Below are 16,182 nucleotides of genomic sequence, written 5' to 3'. Positions count from 1 at the left end.
GGGCGGACGCGCAAGACGCCCCATCAGGGAGGCTGCATGGCGAAACGATTGGCGATCACGGGCGGGGCCTCGGGGATCGGCGCGGCGATCGGCGCCGCCGCGCGCGCGACGGGCTGGGAAACATCGCTGGCCGACCACATGCCCGTCGCGGGCTGCACCGCGCTGGACGTGACCGATGCCGCCGCCGTGGCCGATTGGATCGCGGGCCTGACCGACCTCCAGGGCCTGGTCTGCTCGGCCGGGATTTCGGCGGCGACGCCCCTGCTCGACACCCCACCCGAGACGTTCCGCCGCATCCTCGACGTAAATGTGACCGGCTGCTTCCTCGCCGCCCAGGCGGCGGCACGAGCCATGGTGGCGGGCGGCAAGGGCGGCGCCATCGTGCTGGTCGCCTCCGTCTCCGGCCTGCGTGGCGTGCAGGGGCGCGTGGCCTATGGCGCCTCCAAGGCCGCCGTCATCAACATGGCACAGGTCATGGCGATGGACCTCGCACCGCACGGCATCCGCGTGAATGCCATCTGCCCCGCACCGATCGAGACGCCCATGGTCACCGCCCTGCATGATGCGGCCACGCGCGCGCAATGGACCTCCCGCATCCCGGCCGCGCGCTACGGCCGCGTGGAGGAGGTGGCGGAGGCGGCGCTCTTCCTGCTCGACTCCGCACGCTCCTCCTATATCACCGGCCATGCGCTGCCGGTGGATGGCGGCTATGCCGGCGCGGGGGTGATGGCATGATCCCGGCCACCAATCTCGGGCGCCTGCTGAGCCAGACGGCACGCCGCCTGCCCGATGCCCCGGCGCTCATCTGGCGCGACCAGGCATGGTCCTGGGCGGAGCTGAATGCGCGCGTGGACCGGCTGGCCGCGGCGCTGCGCGCCCATGGCATCGGCCAGGGCGACCGCGTTCTCGTGCATGCGCGCAATGGCAACGCGATGTTCGAGAGCCTCTGGGCGACATGGAAGATCGGCGGCGTCTGGGTGCCGACCAATGTGCGCCTGACGCCGCCCGAGGTCGCCTATCTCGCGGAGGCGAGCGGTGCGCGCGTGATGCTGCGTGACCATGGCTTCGCCGCCCATGCCGATGCGGTGCGCGAGGCCGCACCCGGCTGCCGCCTCGTCATCGCGGTGGGCGATGCGCGCGCGAACGAGGCCGACTACGAAACCCTGCTGACCGAGGCGACGCCGCCACCCCTGAACCACGAGGCCGAGGTCGGCCGGGACGACCCCTGCTGGTTCTTCTTCACCTCCGGCACCACGGGGCGGCCCAAGGCCGCGGTGCTGACCCATGGGCAAATGGGCTTCATCATCACCAACCATCTGGCCGACCTGATGCCCGGCCTGACCGAGCGCGACGTCTCGCTCGTGGTGGCGCCGCTCAGCCATGGCGCGGGCATCCATGCGCTCTGCCAGGTGGCGCGCGGCGCCTGCTCCGTGCTGCTGCCTGGCGAGCGGCTGGACCCTGGCGTCGCCTGGGACCTCATCGCGCGGCATGGCGTGACCAACATGTTCACCGTGCCCACCATCCTGAACATGCTGGTGGCGGACCCAGCGGCCGCGCCCCACCAGCTGCGGCATGTCATCTATGCCGGCGCGCCGATGTATCGCGCCGACCAGCTGCGCGCGATGGAGCGCCTCGGCCCCTGCCTCGTGCAGTATTTCGGCCTGGGCGAGGTGACGGGCTGCATCACCGTGCTGCGGCCCGACCAGCACAGCACGGAGGACGCTGCACCGGGCGCGCTCAGCGTCGGCGCACCGCGCACGGGCATGGACATCGCGATCCTGGACGAGGAGGGCCGGCATGCCGAGCGCGGCGAGATTTGCGTGCGCGGCCCAGGCGTCTTCGCCGGATATTTCCAGAACGACGTGGCCAATGAGAAGGCCTTCCGCCAGGGCTGGTTCCACACGGGTGATCTCGGCTTCCTGGACCGCCACGGCTTCCTGCACATCACCGGCCGCGCATCCGACATGTTCATCTCGGGCGGCTCGAACATCTACCCGCGCGAGGTGGAGGAGGCGCTGCTGACCCACCCGGCCGTTGTGGAATGCGCCGTGGTCGGCCTGCCTGATCCGCGCTGGGGGGAATCGGGCGTCGCCTGCCTCGTGCTGCGCGCGCCGACGCCGCCCGAGGAGTTGCTCGCGCATCTCGACGGAAGGCTTGCGCGCTACAAGCATCCGCGCCGCTTCGTGGTGTGGGACGCGTTGCCCAAATCCGCCTATGGCAAGGTGCCGAAGACGCTGCTGGCCGAGCGCCTGCGCGCCGAGGGCGTGGGCTTTGCCGGACCGAACAAGGAGAATTGACGATGTCTGGACAGAGCCTGCCCGTAATCGACGTCGCGGGGCTTGGCAGCGGCGAACGGCTGCGGGAGATCGCGGCCGAGATCCGTGCCGCCTGCACCGGCCCGGGCTTCTTCTACATCCGCAACCACGGCGTGCCCGAGGCGACCATCGCCGCCGCCGTCGCGGCCGCGCGCCGCTTCTTCCACTTGCCGCCCGAAGTGAAGGTCCGCACCCGCGCCAACCTCGCGCATCGCGGCTGGCATGCGGCGGGCGGCGCGGTGATGGCCGGCGCCACCAAGCCCGACCTGAAGGAATTCTTCTCGCTCGGCCTCGACCTGCCGGCCGATCATCCCGTGGTGCTGGCCGGCGAGAAGCTGCGCGGTCCGAACCAATGGCCGGCCGAGGTGCCGGAACTGCAGCCCGCCATGGAGGCCTACTACGCAGAGATGATGCGCTGCGGCGCCGGCCTGATGCGCGCGATCGCGATCAGCCTGGACCTGCCCGAGGATTTCTTCGCGCCGCACTACACCCTGCCGCTGCAACGGACCCAGGCGGTCTTCTACCCGCCGCAGCCGCCCGATGACACGGAGGGTTTCGGCGTGGCCCCGCACACGGATTTCGGCTGCATCACCCTGCTCTGGCAGGATGACAGCGGCGGGCTCGAGGTGCGCGAACGCCAGTCGGGCGAGTGGATCCCCGCGCCGCCACTGCCCGGCACGCTGGTGATCAATGTGGGTGACCTGCTGGGCCGCTGGAGCAATGACCGCTTTGCCAGCACGCCGCACCGGGTGGTGAATCGCTCGGGCCATGAGCGCATGTCCATCGCGACCTTCCACGACCCGAATTTCCAGGCGCCGATCGACCCCCGCGCGCTGGGCGCCGCGGCGCCGATCTATCCGCCGACCACGGCAGGCGGGCATATCCTGGATTGCTTCGCCAAGGCCTTCGCCTACCGGAAAGGCGCGTGAGCAGGAGGTTCCGCCCCGCGCGCCTCGCCTAGCCGAAGACGGCGTCCAGCGTGAAGTTGAAGACGACTGGCGTGCTGACCAGCCCGGCCGCGTCCTCGGCTTCCAGCGTCACGATGTGGTCGCCATCCGCGATGGGGCCGAACACCGCGCCCACATCGAAGCTGAAGCGGCCCAGGGTGTCGATCGCGATCTCCACCTCCGCGCCTCCATTGAGGCTGGCCTGGATCACCTCCATGCCGTCGCGGTTGTCGAGCGCGAAGCCGCTCAGGACAGGCGGGGCGGTGAGCGCGCTACCGGCCACCGTGTTCAGCAGGATGATGGGCGCGTAGATGTCCTCGCCCTCGCTGCGCAGGAATTCCGCGATGCCGTAATCCGCGACCGCCTTGCCGAGTTGCTGCCCCTCGATATTGGCGCTCGTGAAGTGGATGCCGCCATAGATGCGGCTGTCGCCGGCCTCGATGCCTGCCTGCACGAAATTGTCGAAGCTGCGGAACACGCCCGGCAGGCCGACGCTGGCATTGGTGAAGGCGATGTTGTCGCCCAGCAAGTGGGTCAGCGCCCAGGCGGCGGCCAGGCTGCAGGTCGCATGGCCGGAGGTGTAGTCCGGATGCGGCGGCGTCTCGAAGAGCGGGCGCCAGTTCGGGTCGGCGATGGTGTCCGGATTGCCGTCCGTGTCGGCCTCACGGATCGCGGTGATCGGGCGCCAGAAATTGTACTCGTACTTCGCATCCCAGGCAGCGATGGCGCCATCCGCGCCCACGAGGTTCAGTCCCGCCATGATGCGCGCGGCGGAGGCGCTGGAATGGCCCAGTTGCTCCAGCACCTCGCCCGCGATCTGCGCCCAGCGGCCGGCCGGCGTGTAGGTGTTGGTGAGGTCGCGCCAGTAGAAGGCGATCTCGGTCTGCTCCTCGGTGCGCGTCGTGGAATCAATGGCGCCGAGCGATTTCACATCGTTGAACTCGGCCGTGTATTCGTCGCTGGTGAGCGCGGGCGGGCCATCCGGGCGGAACTGCCCGCCATCCTCCATCAGGAAGGGCGTGATCTCACCCCATTGCGGCAGCTGCGCGGGGCGGCCCGGCAGTTCCGTGCCGCCGGGGCCCACGCGCGGCGTGGGGCGCCAATCGCCCGGATCGGTACCGGGGACGTAGTTCACCACCGCGTCATGGCCATCCCCCGCGCGGATCGCCAGCACCGCATCGGCCACCGCCTGGCCGAAGGCCACAGCCGCATCCCGCTCCGCCCCCGGGGCGAGCTGTGCCAGATCCTGCGCAAGGCGCGCGTCGAAGCTGGCCTGCAGCACGGCCGCCTGCGCATTGCCGGCATAGAAGACGCTGAGCACGCGATGCGCCGCCGCGGCGGCCGCGATGGGCGCCGAGATGCCCTCCGGTGCGTCGAGCGAGACCATGAAGGGGTTGGTGCCGTCGATCGCCGCCAGCACGTCGAGGGTGGCGATGCTCTCGAGCGCCAGGAGGCGCGAGGCATTGGCCGTCACCGAGCCACCCACGCGGATGGCCTCCAGCATCACCCAGTTCCAGCCGTAGATCGGGTCGGTCGTGCCATCATCCACGCGCGTGATGCCGAAATCGGCCAGGCTGCTGTTGCCCGCCGCGTCCGTGATCTCGACGGTGAAGCTGTTCAAGCCGAGGTCGAGCGCCACATTGCCGAATTGGAACCGGCCATCCGCGCCGACCGTGGTGGTGAGGTCGGTGCCGAGCAGCGTGACCGTCGCCCCCGCCTCGCCCTGGCCCACCAGGTCCACCCAGCGGAAGGCGGTGATGTCGTCCCCCCGCACGCCACTGTCGGAGGAGGCGAGCAGGTCGAGCGCGGCCACGACCGGCGCCGTGCCGTCGATCACCAGCGAGAGCGGCGCGGACGCGGCGCTGGTCAGCCCCCCCCGGGTGGACTGCGCGGTGAATTCCTGGGTGCCATCGGCCAGCGGGGCGGTGGTGAAGGACCAGGCGCCATCGGCCCCCGCCGTCGCCTCGCCGAGCAGCTCGCCATTGCCATAGACCTCAACCAGCGCATTCGCCGCCGCGCTGCCGGTGAGGGTGATGCTGCGGTCGGCCGTCAGCCCGTCGCCCGCGATGCCGGTATCCTCGGAGAAGCCCGTGATGCCCGGCGCGCCGGGCACGCCGTTCACCTCGATCGTCACATCGGCGAAGCGCACCAGCTCGACGCGCGAGAGCGTGTCGCGGCCCTCGCCCTGCCCGGCGCCCGAGAGACCACGGATCTCGACCTGGCCTTGGCCCATCTCGGTGATGCGGTAATCTGCGAGGTTGCCGGCAAACTCGGCCACATCGCGCCCGCCACCGCCCTCCAGGCTGTCATTGCCCGCGCCGCCGCGCAGAAGGTCGGCGCCGGCGCCGCCCGCGAGCTGGTCATGGCCCTCGCCACCATCCAGCAGGTCATCCCCGGCGCCGCCGGTGAGCGTGTCCTGGCCCGCCTCGCCGAAGAGCTGATCCTGGCCGGCGCCGCCGCTGAGCTGGTCATGCCCATCGCCGCCGGCCAGCACGTCATCGCCATCCTCGCCGGTCAGCGTGTCCTGCCCGGCGCCGCCGGACAACTGGTCATGGCCGATGCCGCCCGTGAGCTGGTCGTGACCATCGCCGCCATCCAGCGCGTCATCGCCTTCGCCGCCCGCGAGCGTGTCCTGCCCGGCGCCACCCAGCAGCAGGTCATGGCCCGCGCCGCCCTGCAGCACGTCATGCCCGGCGCCGCCATCGAGCGTATCCTCGCCCTCGCCGCCATCCAGCGTGTCCTGCCCGTCCTCGCCGAGCAGAAGGTCGGCTCCGGCATCGCCGAACAGCTCGTCATGGCCGCTTCCGCCACGCAGGATGTCGGCTGCGAGGCCGCCCGTCAGCGTGTCATTCCCGCCGAAACCCCAGATGTCGAGCGGGCGGAAGGGATCGTCGAAGGGACCGGCCAGGCGATCAGATTTCACGCTTCCCGGCACAAGCAGACGGGTCATGGCGGCACCCTTCAAGGTTTCTTGATGTAGATACTATTTATTAACGGTCATCCCGCCTCAGGCAAAGCGAAACCTTGCAACATTCCCGTGCATCAGTGCACGGAAAAACGCGCCATGGTTGCGCGATGCGCGCGCGCCCGGTCAGGGCCGAAGGCTTACTCCTTCAGCTCCACCCACCGCAGATAGGGCCGGTCCGCCTGCCATCCCTGCGGGAAACGCTTGGCCGCATCCTCGTCGGAGAGCGAGGGCACGATGATGGCGCGCTCGCCCGGCTGCCAGTTCACCGGCGTCGCCACCTTGTGACGGTCGGTCAGCTGCAGGCTATCGATGACGCGCAGCACCTCGTGAAAGTTGCGGCCCGTGCTGGGCGGGTAGGTCAGCGTCAGCCGCACCTTCCGCGCCGGGTCCAGCACATAGACGGTGCGAACGGTGATGGAGGGGTCGGCCTCCGGGTGGATCATCCCGTAGAGCTGCGAGACATGCTTCGAGGGGTCGGCGATCATCGGGAAGTTCAGCGCCGTGCCCTGGGTCTGGCGAATGTCCTCCGCCCAGGCGTCGTGCTTGTCGAGCGGGTCCACGCTGAGGCCGATGACCTTGACGCCGCGCTTGTCGAATTCGGGCTTGAGGCGCGCGGCCTCACCCAGCTCGGTGGTGCAGACCGGCGTGAAATCGCGCGGGTGGGAGAAGAACACGACCCAGCTGTCCTTCGCCCAGTCGCTGAAGCGGATCGGGCCGTCCGTGGTTTCGGCCTCGAAATCAGGGGCGATCTGGCCGAGCGAGAGCTGGGCACCGTATTGCAAGGTCATCATCCGATCTCCAGGAGAGCGGCCAGCGCGATGAGGGCGAAGGCCGCAACAGTCATCAGGGTTACATCCCAGGCGGGAAGCCAGGGTTCCTCGGGCAAATCCTGAACCGGCGGGGGCGGCTCGGGGGTTAAGAATTCGATATCCGCCGGCTCGCTCCAGTCAGCCATGCGCATGGCGCAATCCTCCCAGGGTCCGAAGAGCGGTCGCGCCGCCCAGCGCGGCGACTGCGCCGATGATGATCAGGGCCGGCGTGGGCAGGCCCGCGCGGCGGGCCTCCAGCGTGCATTGGCCGAGCGTGCTGCGGAGCACTGCCTGGCCCGGCAGGCTGGCCTGCGAGATGAGGGCGACGGGCGTGGCCGCGGGCAGGCCGCCGGCCAGCAGCCGCAACGCCAGCTCGTCGAGGCGTGAGACGGCCATGAAAGCGGCGATGGTGGCGCCCGATTGCGCCAGCGCTGCCCAGTTGAGCTCCGGCAGCGCGCCGGTCTCGTCATGCGCGGTCACGAAGGTGACGGCGGAGGCCATTCCACGATGCGTAATCGGGATTCCGGCCGCGGCCGGCGCGGCCATGCCGGCGGAGATACCGGGGATGACGCGCCAGGGAATGCCGGCGGCCTCGCAGGCCAGCGCCTCCTCGCCGCCGCGGCCGAAGGTGAAGGGATCGCCACCCTTCAGTCGCAGCACGCGCAGGCCGGCCCGGGCGCCGGCGATCAGGCGGGTGTTGATCTTGGCCTGGGGCACGGGGGCTGCGCCCTTCCGCTTGCCGACCGCGACGATCTCGGCCGAGCGGCGCGCATGGCGCAGCGCGCTGCGCCCAGGCAGCGAGTCGTGCAGGATCAGGTCCGCCTGGCCCAGCGCCTGGACCGCGCGCAGCGTGAGCAATTCCGGATCACCCGGGCCGGCGCCGCAGAGCCAGACCTCGCCCGGGTGGAATTGCGATCCGGCCAGGGCCGAGAAAGATTGCACGTTCATCTACGATCGAATCCGGAAAATCTGCTTGACGAAAACGTAGATAAATGCGGAATGCCTGTCCAGGGGTTTTACGACAGGATTTTGGAAAATGACTCAAGGGAAGCCCAGCGGCGCGGAAACCATCAAGGCCCAGAGCCTCGGCCTGCGCGGCCCGCTCGATGCCGAACTCAGCGCGGCCGCGGCCAAGGGCGGCCTCTCCGAAGCGTCCTATACGCTGCTGAAATTCCACGGAACCTACGAGCAGTTCGACCGCGATACCGCGACCGCCCGCAAGCAGGCTGGCGAGGACAAGGACTGGTCCTTCATGGTCCGTGTCCGCGCCCCGGCCGGGCGGCTTACCGCCGCGCAATGGCTGGCGCTGGACGACCTGGCCGGTGACCACGCGGATGGCACGCTACGGCTCACCTCCCGCCAGGGCGTCCAATTTCACGGCATCCTACGCGAGAATCTGCGCGCCTCCGTGGCCGCCATCAACGCGACCCTCCTCACCACCCTGGCCGCCTGCGGCGACGTGGTGCGCAACGTCATCACCTCGCCCGCGCCCCGCCGGGATGCCGTGCAGGCCCGGCTGGAGGCGGAGGCCCGGCGCCTCTCGGACGCGTTGCTGCCGAAGAGCCGCGCCCATCACGAGATCTTCCTGGGCGCGGAAGCGGCCACCGCGCCCGAGGAGGAGCCGCTCTACGGCCCCACCTACCTGCCCCGGAAGTTCAAGATCGCCCTCATCCATCCCGACGACAACACGGCCGATGTGCTGGCCAATGACCTCGGCTTCGTGATGCACCCCGAAGGCTGGATCGTGACCATCGGCGGCGGCATGGGGATGACGCACAACAAGCCCGCCACCTTCCCGCGCCTGGCCGATGCCGTGGCGCTGATCGGCCCGGATGAGGTGCTGGAGGTGGCGGAGGCCGTCGTCCGCCTCTCCCGCGATCATGGCGACCGGAGCGACCGCAAGCATGCGCGCCTCAAATACGTGCTGGCCGAGCGCGGCGTCGAATGGGCCCGCGCCCGGCTTTCCGAGGATCTCGGCCGGCCGCTGCGCGCCGCCCCGCCGCTGCCGCGCCTTTCCGTGCCCGATCACCTCGGCTGGCACGCCCAGGGGGATGGGCGCTGGTGGCTCGGCCTGCACATCCCTTCCGGGCGCATCGCGGGCCGGCTGCGCGCGGCGCTGCGCGAGGCGGTGGAGCGCTTCGGCGTGAACCCCATCGCCACGCCGGGTCAGGACCTGCTGCTCTCGGATGTGGCAGGGGCGGATCGCGGCGCGCTCGAGGCGGTGCTCCGCGCCAATGCCGTGCCGCTGCCGGCGGCCTTCACCCCCATCGCGCGCGCGATGATGGCCTGCGTCGCGCTGCCCACCTGCGGGCAGTCGCTCGCCGAGGGTGAGCGCGTGCGGCAGCCCGTCCTGGAACAGGTGGAGCGCGAGCTCGAGAGCCTCGGGCTGCTCGGCGAACGCATCTCGCTGCGGCTGACCGGCTGCCCCAATGGCTGCGCCCGGCCCTACCAGGGCGACATCGGCGTGGTCGGCCGGGCGCCTGGCCTCTATACCCTCTTCGTCGGCGGCGATTTCGCCGGAACGCGCCTCAGCTTTGCCGTGGCCGACAAGGTGCCGATGGAAGCGATCGGCGCCACGCTCGCGCCGCTTCTGGCGCATTGGGCCGCATGGCGCGTGCCCGGCGAGGGCTTCGGCGATTTCTGCACGCGGCAGGGGCCGGATTCCTGCCGCGCGCTGGCAGGGGCGACCCTCGCTGCATGATGCCGCTCGTCTTCACCAAGGCCACGCCCGTGCTGCTGGTGGGCCGCGGCCCCGCCTTCGAGAAGCGCCGCGCGCTGCTGGAGGCGGCCGGCCTGCCCCTCACGCTGCACGCGGCATTGCCCGATGAGGCCACGCTCGATGCCGCGCGACTCGTCTTCGGCGCCGGCCTGGAGCAGGCGGAGGGCGAGGCGCTGGCCGCGGCCGCGCGCGCCCGGCGCATCCCGGTCAACATCGAGGATGTGCCGCATCTGTGCGACGTGCATGTGCCGGCGCTGGTGCGGCGTGGTGATCTGCTGCTGACCGTCTCGACCGGGGGCGGGGCGCCCGCCATGGCGGCCGCGCTACGCGCCTGGCTCGACCAGCGCTTCGGCCCGGAATGGGAGGCGCATCTGGAGGCGCTGGCCGGCCAGCGCCAGGAATTGCGGGCGGCGGGTGCGGCACCGCCCGAGGTGATGCGGGCGCTGAGCGCCCGCATCCGGGAGTCAGCCTGGCTCGACTGTCCCTGCGTCCGGCCCGAAGGGCGCGGAGGCCTCGCCGCTCAGAAGCGGTAGCGCAGGGCGGCGCTGATCACGAAGGGGTTGATGTCGGCCCGCGCGCGGACGAAGCCGCTGTTCACGCTCACATCGGGCTGCATCAGGATCCACTTCAGGTCGAAATTCGCCAGCCAGTTCGGCGCGATCTCGTAGTCCACGCCGATATTGGGCGCCACGCCCACGCTCGGGTCGATCCGCACGCGGTTGATGCCCGTCGTCGGGTTGCCGCCATAGCCGTAATAGAAGGTCGTGTTCAGGCCCACGCCCACATAGGGGCTGATGCGCGATTGCGGCATCAGATGATACTGCACCGTCAGCGTCGGCGGCAGCGCCCAGGCAGTGCCGAGATTGACCGTCCCCAGCGCCGAATTCGTTACCGTCAGCTTGTGCCGCGTGGTGGCCGCGATCAGGTTCAGCGCGATGTTCGGCGTGAAGAAATAGGTGCCGTCCAGCAGCGGGCTCGCCGCGTTGCTGGCATTGGGCGTCCCACCGATCGTGCCCACCGAGCCGCCATTGGTCGGCAGCACGCCGACCGCGCCCAAACCGATCATGAAGTCGCCCGCGCGCTTGCCGCGCAATTCGACTTCCTGCGCCATCGCGCCGCCGGCCCCCGCCAGCATCATCGCGGCTGCCGCAAGTCTTCCCCAGGATTTCATCGCCTCTTCCTCTTCGCAGCCCCTGCTGCCGGCGCAAAATCTACCGAGGCGACGTCATGTTGCATTGCGCTGTGTCAAACCCTTCATGGGAAGGTTCAGGCAACGGCACCAGATGCCCGCGGGGAATTCGCTTTTCTTCCTGCGTGGATTATGGTCCAGGCTCCCCGCGCAGGCGGTTTGCTGGAGGGATGGGCCGCGGATGGAGGGCAGTTCTGACGCTGATCTCCGCGCCCCGCGCGCGGATCCGGGCCTGCCCGCCAGCCCCACGGGCGGCACGCCGCTCTCCTTTCGCAGCCCCTCGGGCAAGCGCGCGCATCCGCGCGTCGCGCTTCCCGCCACGGTGGACCTGGCAGGCGCGACCTATCGCCTGGCCGATCTCAGCGTGGGCGGCTTCGCGCTCGAGGAGGACGGCCCGCCCGCCGCGCTGGACGACCCGTTCCGCGTGATCTTCCGGATCGGGCAGCCCCATCTCTCGCTCGCGATCGAGGCGGTGGTGAAGGTGCGCCGCCTCTCCGGCGGACGCGCCAAATCCTTCCAGATCATCGAGATCTCGCCCGATGGCGCCGTGGCACTCGACCGGCTGGTGGCGATCTGGCTCAGCGGGTCGGACAGCCTGGCCTCCGCCCTCTCCCGTGCCTCGCTCGATGCGCCGGAACCCGCCGAGGCGACCGGGCGCAACCGGCGCAGCCTGCTCGCCTTCGGCGCGGCCGCGCTCGCCCTGCTGCTCGCAGCCGGCTACGTCGCCTCCAGCCGCCTCGTCGTCTATTCGGAATTCGGCGCGGTCGCGGCCCCCATGTCCATGATCCGCGCGCCGCAGCCGGGCCTGCTTGTGCTCCAGGCCGGCGCGCCCGGGCTGCGCACCGAGCCCGGCCAGGTGCTCGGCGAGCTACGCCCCGAATTGCCCACGCAGGTGGTGGCGGACACCACGCACCAGATCAACGCCCTCGAGGCGCGGCTGCGGCAGTTGCAGGGCGAGCTGGAGCACGGCGAGGCCAGCTTCGAGGCCTTCCGCGCCCAGGCCGAGGCCGATCTTCTCGCCGCCACCGAGACACGGCGCCTGATGGAGCGGCAGGTCGAGACGCAGGAGCGGCTGTTCAACCGCCTCGCCGGACTGACGCGCCAGGGAATCGTCGCCGGCGCCCGGGCCGATCAGGAAGAGATCAACCTGATGCACCACCGCCGCAGCCTGGCCGAGGCACGGGCGGCGGAGAACGCGGCGCGGATCCTGGCGGGCGAGGCGCGGGCCGGACGGTTCCGCCATGACGGCCGGCCCACGGCGCGCTCGCCCGAGGAGGTGCGGCGCGAGGTCGCTGCCGTGACGGCCTCGCTGAACGACATGCGCCAGACGCTGGCGCGGCTGGCCGCCCCCGTGCCGATCCTCTCGCCCTGCCTCTGCCGGATCGCGCAGGTGGCGGTGCCCTCGGGGACGGCGGTGCTCGCGGGTGACGTGCTGCTCGGCCTCGCCGCCGAGGGCAGCGCCGCGCCGCTCGAGGTGGATGCGCTGGTGCCCAGTACGCGCATCCCCTTCCTGGCGCTCGGCCAGCGCGTCGGCGTGCGGCTGGCCGGCGCGCGGGACGTGACGCCGGGGCGGATCATCGCGCTCAACCACAATCCCGAAAACACCGGGCGCATCGGATTGCCCGACAATCTGCGCAGCCTTCGCATCTACGGCCTCGTCACCGTGGCACTGGACGCGCCGCCGCCGGGCGGCGCCAATGCCATCGGCATGCCCGCGCTGCTGCAGGCGCCAGTCTCGCTCCGCATGCTGCTGCTCAACCTGCCGGGCTTCGCCTGGATCGCCCGGCTCGGCGGCTGAGCATGCCCGGCGAGGCGCTGCTGCCCGGCCACAAGGCGCGCTCCTCCACCGCGGCGGCCGTGGCCGGCTGGATGCTGCTCGCGGCCATCACGCTCCTGCTGCTCGCGCTGCTGCCGCACGAGGAGGTCGCCTCCACCACCCAGGCCCTGATCACGGTGGGCATGATTGGCCTGTGGCGATGGGGCTGGGCCGCCATCCACTACATCCGCGCCATGATCTACCGGCGCCGTGTCTTCCCGCGGCTGCGCGCGGCGGCTGAGCATGCGCCGCTGCCGCCCATGCTGTACGTCGTCGTCACCAGCTACCGCATCAGCCCGGAGATGAACGCCGCCGTCTATGGCCGCCTCTTCGACGAGGCGCTGCGCACGGGCCTGCGCTGCTGCGTCGTCGCCTGCATCACCGACCTCGCGGATGCCGAGGTCCTGCACCGCGCCTTCGAGCGGCGGCGCGCCCACCTGGCGGAGGGCTCGGCGCTGCACCTGCTGCCCCAGGCGGGCACCGGCAAGCGCGGCGCGCTGGTGGATGCGATCAACCTGATCCAGCAACTCGGCCCGCCGCCGCACGCGCAGCTGCTGCTGATGGATGGCGACACGCTCATCGAGCCGGGCCAGCTGGAGAAGACCTGCCGCTTTCTCGCGGCCTTCCCGGATGTGGGCGCGGTGACGACCGACAACCGCCCGCTGGTGCAGGGCTCGGTGCCGGTGCGCGAATGGTACCGGCTTCGCATGGCGCAGCGCGACCAGAACATGTGCTCCATGGCGCTGTCGCGCCGCCTGCTGGTGCTGACCGGCCGGTTCTCGCTGTATCGGATGGAAGCCGTCGCCTCACCCGCCTTCGCGCTCGCCATCGGCAATGACGGCATCAACCACTGGCGGCTCGGCTTCATCCGGATGGTGACTGGCGATGACAAGAGCACCTGGTTCGCGCTGCTGAAGACGCGCTGGCGCATGCTCTACATCCCCGATGTCGCGGTGGGCTGCGCCGAGGAATTGCCGCCCGGCGGCTGGTTCCGCGCGACGACGGCGCTGATGCTGCGCTGGTACGGCAACACCACCCGCAACAATGGCCGCGCGCTGGCGCTTGGCCCCCGCCACCTCGGCTGGTTCTTCTGGCTCAGCGTGCTCGACCAGCGCATCTCGCCCTGGACGAGCCTCGCCGGCCCGGCCGTGATGCTGACCGCCGCGCTCCTGCACGGCACGGCGTTCATCATCCTCTACATCCTCTGGGTGCTGATGACGCGCAGCGCCATCACGCTGCTCAACTGGTTCGGTACGGGCCGCTTCCACCCGATCTTCCCGCTGCTGCTCTACTACAACCAGATCGTCGGCTCGCTGGTGAAGATCTTCGTGCTGCACCACCCGGACCGGCAACGCTGGAACCGCCAGGGCCTGGCGGCGGTGGGGGGCCAGGGCCTCGCGGCCCGGCTGTCCAGCGGCTTCTTCGCCCTCTCGCTCATGGGCTTCATGCTGCTGGTCATCGTCACCGCGCATCAGCTCGACCCTGAGCTGGAGCATGGGGCGCCGGTCGGCCTTCCGGCCGTGCTCGACACCCGCCCGCGCGAGGAACACTCGCTCCGCCTGCCCTGCTCGACCGACCGCCTCACGCCCTGCAGCGTGATGACCCCGCCGCCGCCGGTCAGCGCGCCTGGGCCGCGTCCCAGAGGGTAACGGCGGCGAAGTCGGCCCATTGCTCGCGGGGCGAGGCCCAGCGTGGGTCGCTGCCGCCAAAGAAGGTCGCGAAGAGCAGGCCGTTCACGCGGATCGAGCCATTCTCGCGCAGCACCAGATCCCGCCGCTCCAGCACGCGCCGCCCGTTCACCCAGAGGCGGATCACGCCATCCGCCGCGCCAGGGCGGTTGACGATGACCTCCTGCTGGATCTCGGCCCATTGCATGGGGGCGAGGCGAAAGCTGCCGCGGCCGATGCTCTCGCCACAGCGCGCCGCCCGGTCGGGCGCGTAGAGGTAGAGCTCCCCTTCGCCCCGCGCGCGCCACATCAGGCGCGCGGAGAAGCCGCGGGAGAGATCCGCAGGGTTGCAGCCGCGCGGCGCCTCCCCCCCCGCAAGGCCAGGCAGCTTGCCGCCCAGCGCGAAATCGAAGCCCTCGCTGAAGCGCACGCGATAGCTGAGGCAGCGTGCCTCGGCGGGCGCACCGGGCGTCCAGGAGAAGCCGGCCCCGCCGACCGGCGCCGTGGCGTTGCCCGGATTGATCGAGCCGGCCGGGTAGCGGATGCGGAAGGCGCCTGGCTCGCCCGGCAGGGGCGCGATGTTCTCCCGCCCCCAGAAATTCCGGAGCCCGGCCTCGCGCAGTTCCGCCGGCAGCGGCGTGGCGACCGGGTAGCGCCCCTCGCAGGGCTGCGCCAGGGCCGGGCCGGCGGCGAGGATCAGCAGGCCCGCCAGCCGCCGCACCGGCCTATTCCGCCCGGATCTGCGCGCGCTCCACCACGGTGCGCCAGCGGGCCACCTCGGCCTCCTGGAAGCGGCGGAAATCGGCGGCGCTGGAGGCGACGACGTCGAAGCCGATCTGATTCAGCCGCTGGCGGCTTTCCGGGTGCTGCAGGCTCTCGATGCAGGTGGCCTCCAGCCGCGCCAGGATCGGCGCCGGCACGCCGGCGGGCGCCATCACCGCCTGCCAGGAGGTGACGACGAAATCCGAGAGCCCCACCTCGCCCGCCGTCGGCACGGCGGGGATGGTTGCGTTGCGCGCGGCGCTGGTCACCATCACGGCGCGCAGCCGCCCGGCCGCGATATGCGGCGCGACCGTCCCGAGATTCTGGAAGGTGAGTTGCACATCGCCGGCCAGCAGCGCCGTCGCGGCCGCGGCTCCGCCCTGGTAGGGGATATGCGTCGCCTCCGAATTCGTGCGCAGCTTGAACAGTTCCATCGTCAGGTGCTCCGACGAGCCGACGCCGGAGGTGGAGTACGAGGCGCGCGCGCCATTGGCCCGCAGCCAGGCCAGCACGCCGGCATAGTCGGTGGCCGGCACCTGCTGCGGGTTGATCACCAGCACATTGGGCGTGGTGACCGCGAGCGTGATCGGCGCGAAATCCCGCACCGGGTCGTAAGGCAGGTTGGGGCGCAGCGCCTTGTTGATGGCGTAGACGCCGATGGAGCCCGTCATGATCGTGTGGCCATCGGCGGCCGCGCGCGCCATGGCCTGGGCCGCCACGGCGCCATTTGCGCCGGGCCGGTTCTCCACCACCACGGTCTGGCCGAGCAGACCGCCCAGCCGCGCGGCGATGACGCGCCCGGTGATGTCGGACGGGCCGCCCGCCACGAAGGGGATCATCATCGTGACCGGGCGTTGCGGCCAATCGGCCTGGGGCTGCGCCTGGGCGAGGGCGGGCAGGAGCGCGGGCGTGGCGAGCAGGGCGCGACGGTTCAGCATCAGGGGTTCCTCCGGTTTGGCCGCATCCTGCCGCGATGGGCCCGGCTTGTCC

The 16,182-nt window shown here is 70.9% G+C and carries 14 protein-coding genes; 7 read left to right on the top strand and 7 right to left on the bottom strand.

Features of this window, described 5'->3' with window-relative positions:
• Positions 1-36: 36 nt before the first annotated feature.
• Genes R9Z33_RS07040 through R9Z33_RS07030 form a run of 3 tightly spaced genes read left to right on the top strand, consistent with a single transcriptional unit; the run spans position 37 to position 3,244 of the window.
• The gene (locus R9Z33_RS07040) at positions 37-735 is read left to right on the top strand and encodes an SDR family NAD(P)-dependent oxidoreductase (protein WP_318650595.1); all 699 of its coding nucleotides are present in this window, start codon (positions 37-39) and stop codon (positions 733-735) included.
• Positions 732-2,297, top strand: a complete 1,566-nt coding sequence (locus tag R9Z33_RS07035; RefSeq protein WP_318650594.1) for an acyl-CoA synthetase — start codon at positions 732-734, stop codon at positions 2,295-2,297. Before R9Z33_RS07040 ends, R9Z33_RS07035 begins: the two co-directional genes overlap by 4 nt.
• Positions 2,298-2,299: 2 nt before the next feature.
• Positions 2,300-3,244: an isopenicillin N synthase family dioxygenase gene (locus tag R9Z33_RS07030; RefSeq protein WP_318650593.1), complete on the top strand. Its 945-nt coding sequence runs from the start codon at positions 2,300-2,302 to the stop codon at positions 3,242-3,244.
• 28 nt (positions 3,245-3,272) lie between these two features.
• On the opposite strand, the gene R9Z33_RS07025 is transcribed toward R9Z33_RS07030, so the two are convergent.
• The 4 genes from R9Z33_RS07025 to cobA form a co-directional block, all read right to left on the bottom strand.
• On the bottom strand, positions 3,273-6,212 hold the full coding sequence (locus R9Z33_RS07025; protein WP_318650592.1) for an Ig-like domain-containing protein: 2,940 nt from the start codon (positions 6,210-6,212) through the stop codon (positions 3,273-3,275).
• 155 nt (positions 6,213-6,367) lie between these two features.
• Entirely contained in the window at positions 6,368-7,018 is a 651-nt protein-coding gene (locus tag R9Z33_RS07020; RefSeq protein ID WP_318650591.1) for a peroxiredoxin, read from the bottom strand.
• Positions 7,018-7,191 carry a hypothetical protein gene (locus R9Z33_RS07015; RefSeq protein ID WP_318650590.1) on the bottom strand — a complete coding sequence of 58 codons (174 nt, stop codon included), beginning with the start codon at positions 7,189-7,191 and terminating at the stop codon, positions 7,018-7,020. Before R9Z33_RS07015 ends, R9Z33_RS07020 begins: the two co-directional genes overlap by 1 nt.
• Positions 7,178-7,987, bottom strand: a complete 810-nt coding sequence (gene cobA, locus R9Z33_RS07010) for a uroporphyrinogen-III C-methyltransferase (RefSeq protein ID WP_318650589.1) — start codon at positions 7,985-7,987, stop codon at positions 7,178-7,180. The genes R9Z33_RS07015 and cobA overlap by 14 nt, the downstream gene beginning before the upstream one ends.
• Positions 7,988-8,075: 88 nt before the next feature.
• Here cobA and R9Z33_RS07005 point away from each other — a divergent pair, with 88 nt between their 5' ends.
• On the top strand, positions 8,076-9,740 hold the full coding sequence (locus R9Z33_RS07005; RefSeq protein WP_318650588.1) for an NADPH-dependent assimilatory sulfite reductase hemoprotein subunit: 1,665 nt from the start codon (positions 8,076-8,078) through the stop codon (positions 9,738-9,740).
• Positions 9,737-10,291 (top strand): NAD(P)-dependent oxidoreductase, encoded by a 555-nt coding sequence (locus R9Z33_RS07000; protein WP_318650587.1) that lies wholly within the window; start codon positions 9,737-9,739, stop codon positions 10,289-10,291. Before R9Z33_RS07005 ends, R9Z33_RS07000 begins: the two co-directional genes overlap by 4 nt.
• On the opposite strand, the gene R9Z33_RS06995 is transcribed toward R9Z33_RS07000, so the two are convergent.
• The gene (locus R9Z33_RS06995; protein ID WP_318650586.1) at positions 10,279-10,929 is read right to left on the bottom strand and encodes an OmpW/AlkL family protein; all 651 of its coding nucleotides are present in this window, start codon (positions 10,927-10,929) and stop codon (positions 10,279-10,281) included. The two genes, R9Z33_RS07000 and R9Z33_RS06995, sit on opposite strands and share 13 nt — an antisense overlap.
• A 199-nt stretch (positions 10,930-11,128) precedes the next feature.
• On the opposite strand from R9Z33_RS06995, the gene R9Z33_RS06990 reads away from it, so the two are divergent.
• The gene (locus R9Z33_RS06990; protein WP_318650585.1) at positions 11,129-12,745 is read left to right on the top strand and encodes a PilZ domain-containing protein; all 1,617 of its coding nucleotides are present in this window, start codon (positions 11,129-11,131) and stop codon (positions 12,743-12,745) included.
• Positions 12,746-12,747: 2 nt separating this feature from the next.
• Positions 12,748-14,412 (top strand): glycosyltransferase, encoded by a 1,665-nt coding sequence (locus tag R9Z33_RS06985; protein ID WP_318650584.1) that lies wholly within the window; start codon positions 12,748-12,750, stop codon positions 14,410-14,412.
• Here the strand turns inward: R9Z33_RS06985 and R9Z33_RS06980 are convergent.
• Together R9Z33_RS06980 and R9Z33_RS06975 are read right to left on the bottom strand one after the other, a co-directional pair.
• Positions 14,381-15,151: a polysaccharide lyase gene (locus tag R9Z33_RS06980; RefSeq protein ID WP_318650583.1), complete on the bottom strand. Its 771-nt coding sequence runs from the start codon at positions 15,149-15,151 to the stop codon at positions 14,381-14,383. The genes R9Z33_RS06985 and R9Z33_RS06980 overlap by 32 nt on opposite strands.
• Before the next feature lie 4 nt (positions 15,152-15,155).
• The gene (locus R9Z33_RS06975; RefSeq protein WP_318650582.1) at positions 15,156-16,130 is read right to left on the bottom strand and encodes a Bug family tripartite tricarboxylate transporter substrate binding protein; all 975 of its coding nucleotides are present in this window, start codon (positions 16,128-16,130) and stop codon (positions 15,156-15,158) included.
• Positions 16,131-16,182 lie beyond the last annotated feature (52 nt).

It is taken from the genome of Sediminicoccus rosea, assembly GCF_033547095.1.
Taxonomy (GTDB): domain Bacteria; phylum Pseudomonadota; class Alphaproteobacteria; order Acetobacterales; family Acetobacteraceae; genus Roseococcus; species Roseococcus rosea.
Note: the sequence above shows the minus strand (reverse complement) of the source record. Positions and strands in the feature narration are given on the sequence as shown.

What these genes read in the sequence shown, in the direction of transcription:
- R9Z33_RS07040 (WP_318650595.1), top strand. Translation starts at nt 37, where the DNA reads ATGGCGAAACGATTGGCGATCACGGGCGGGGCCTCGGGGATCGGCGCG.
- R9Z33_RS07035 (WP_318650594.1), top strand. Translation starts at nt 732, where the DNA reads ATGATCCCGGCCACCAATCTCGGGCGCCTGCTGAGCCAGACGGCACGC.
- R9Z33_RS07030 (WP_318650593.1), top strand. Translation starts at nt 2,300, where the DNA reads ATGTCTGGACAGAGCCTGCCCGTAATCGACGTCGCGGGGCTTGGCAGC.
- R9Z33_RS07025 (WP_318650592.1), bottom strand. Translation starts at nt 6,212, where the DNA reads ATGACCCGTCTGCTTGTGCCGGGAAGCGTGAAATCTGATCGCCTGGCC.
- R9Z33_RS07020 (WP_318650591.1), bottom strand. Translation starts at nt 7,018, where the DNA reads ATGACCTTGCAATACGGTGCCCAGCTCTCGCTCGGCCAGATCGCCCCT.
- R9Z33_RS07015 (WP_318650590.1), bottom strand. Translation starts at nt 7,191, where the DNA reads ATGCGCATGGCTGACTGGAGCGAGCCGGCGGATATCGAATTCTTAACC.
- cobA (WP_318650589.1), bottom strand. Translation starts at nt 7,987, where the DNA reads ATGAACGTGCAATCTTTCTCGGCCCTGGCCGGATCGCAATTCCACCCG.
- R9Z33_RS07005 (WP_318650588.1), top strand. Translation starts at nt 8,076, where the DNA reads ATGACTCAAGGGAAGCCCAGCGGCGCGGAAACCATCAAGGCCCAGAGC.
- R9Z33_RS07000 (WP_318650587.1), top strand. Translation starts at nt 9,737, where the DNA reads ATGATGCCGCTCGTCTTCACCAAGGCCACGCCCGTGCTGCTGGTGGGC.
- R9Z33_RS06995 (WP_318650586.1), bottom strand. Translation starts at nt 10,929, where the DNA reads ATGAAATCCTGGGGAAGACTTGCGGCAGCCGCGATGATGCTGGCGGGG.
- R9Z33_RS06990 (WP_318650585.1), top strand. Translation starts at nt 11,129, where the DNA reads ATGGAGGGCAGTTCTGACGCTGATCTCCGCGCCCCGCGCGCGGATCCG.
- R9Z33_RS06985 (WP_318650584.1), top strand. Translation starts at nt 12,748, where the DNA reads ATGCCCGGCGAGGCGCTGCTGCCCGGCCACAAGGCGCGCTCCTCCACC.
- R9Z33_RS06975 (WP_318650582.1), bottom strand. Translation starts at nt 16,130, where the DNA reads ATGCTGAACCGTCGCGCCCTGCTCGCCACGCCCGCGCTCCTGCCCGCC.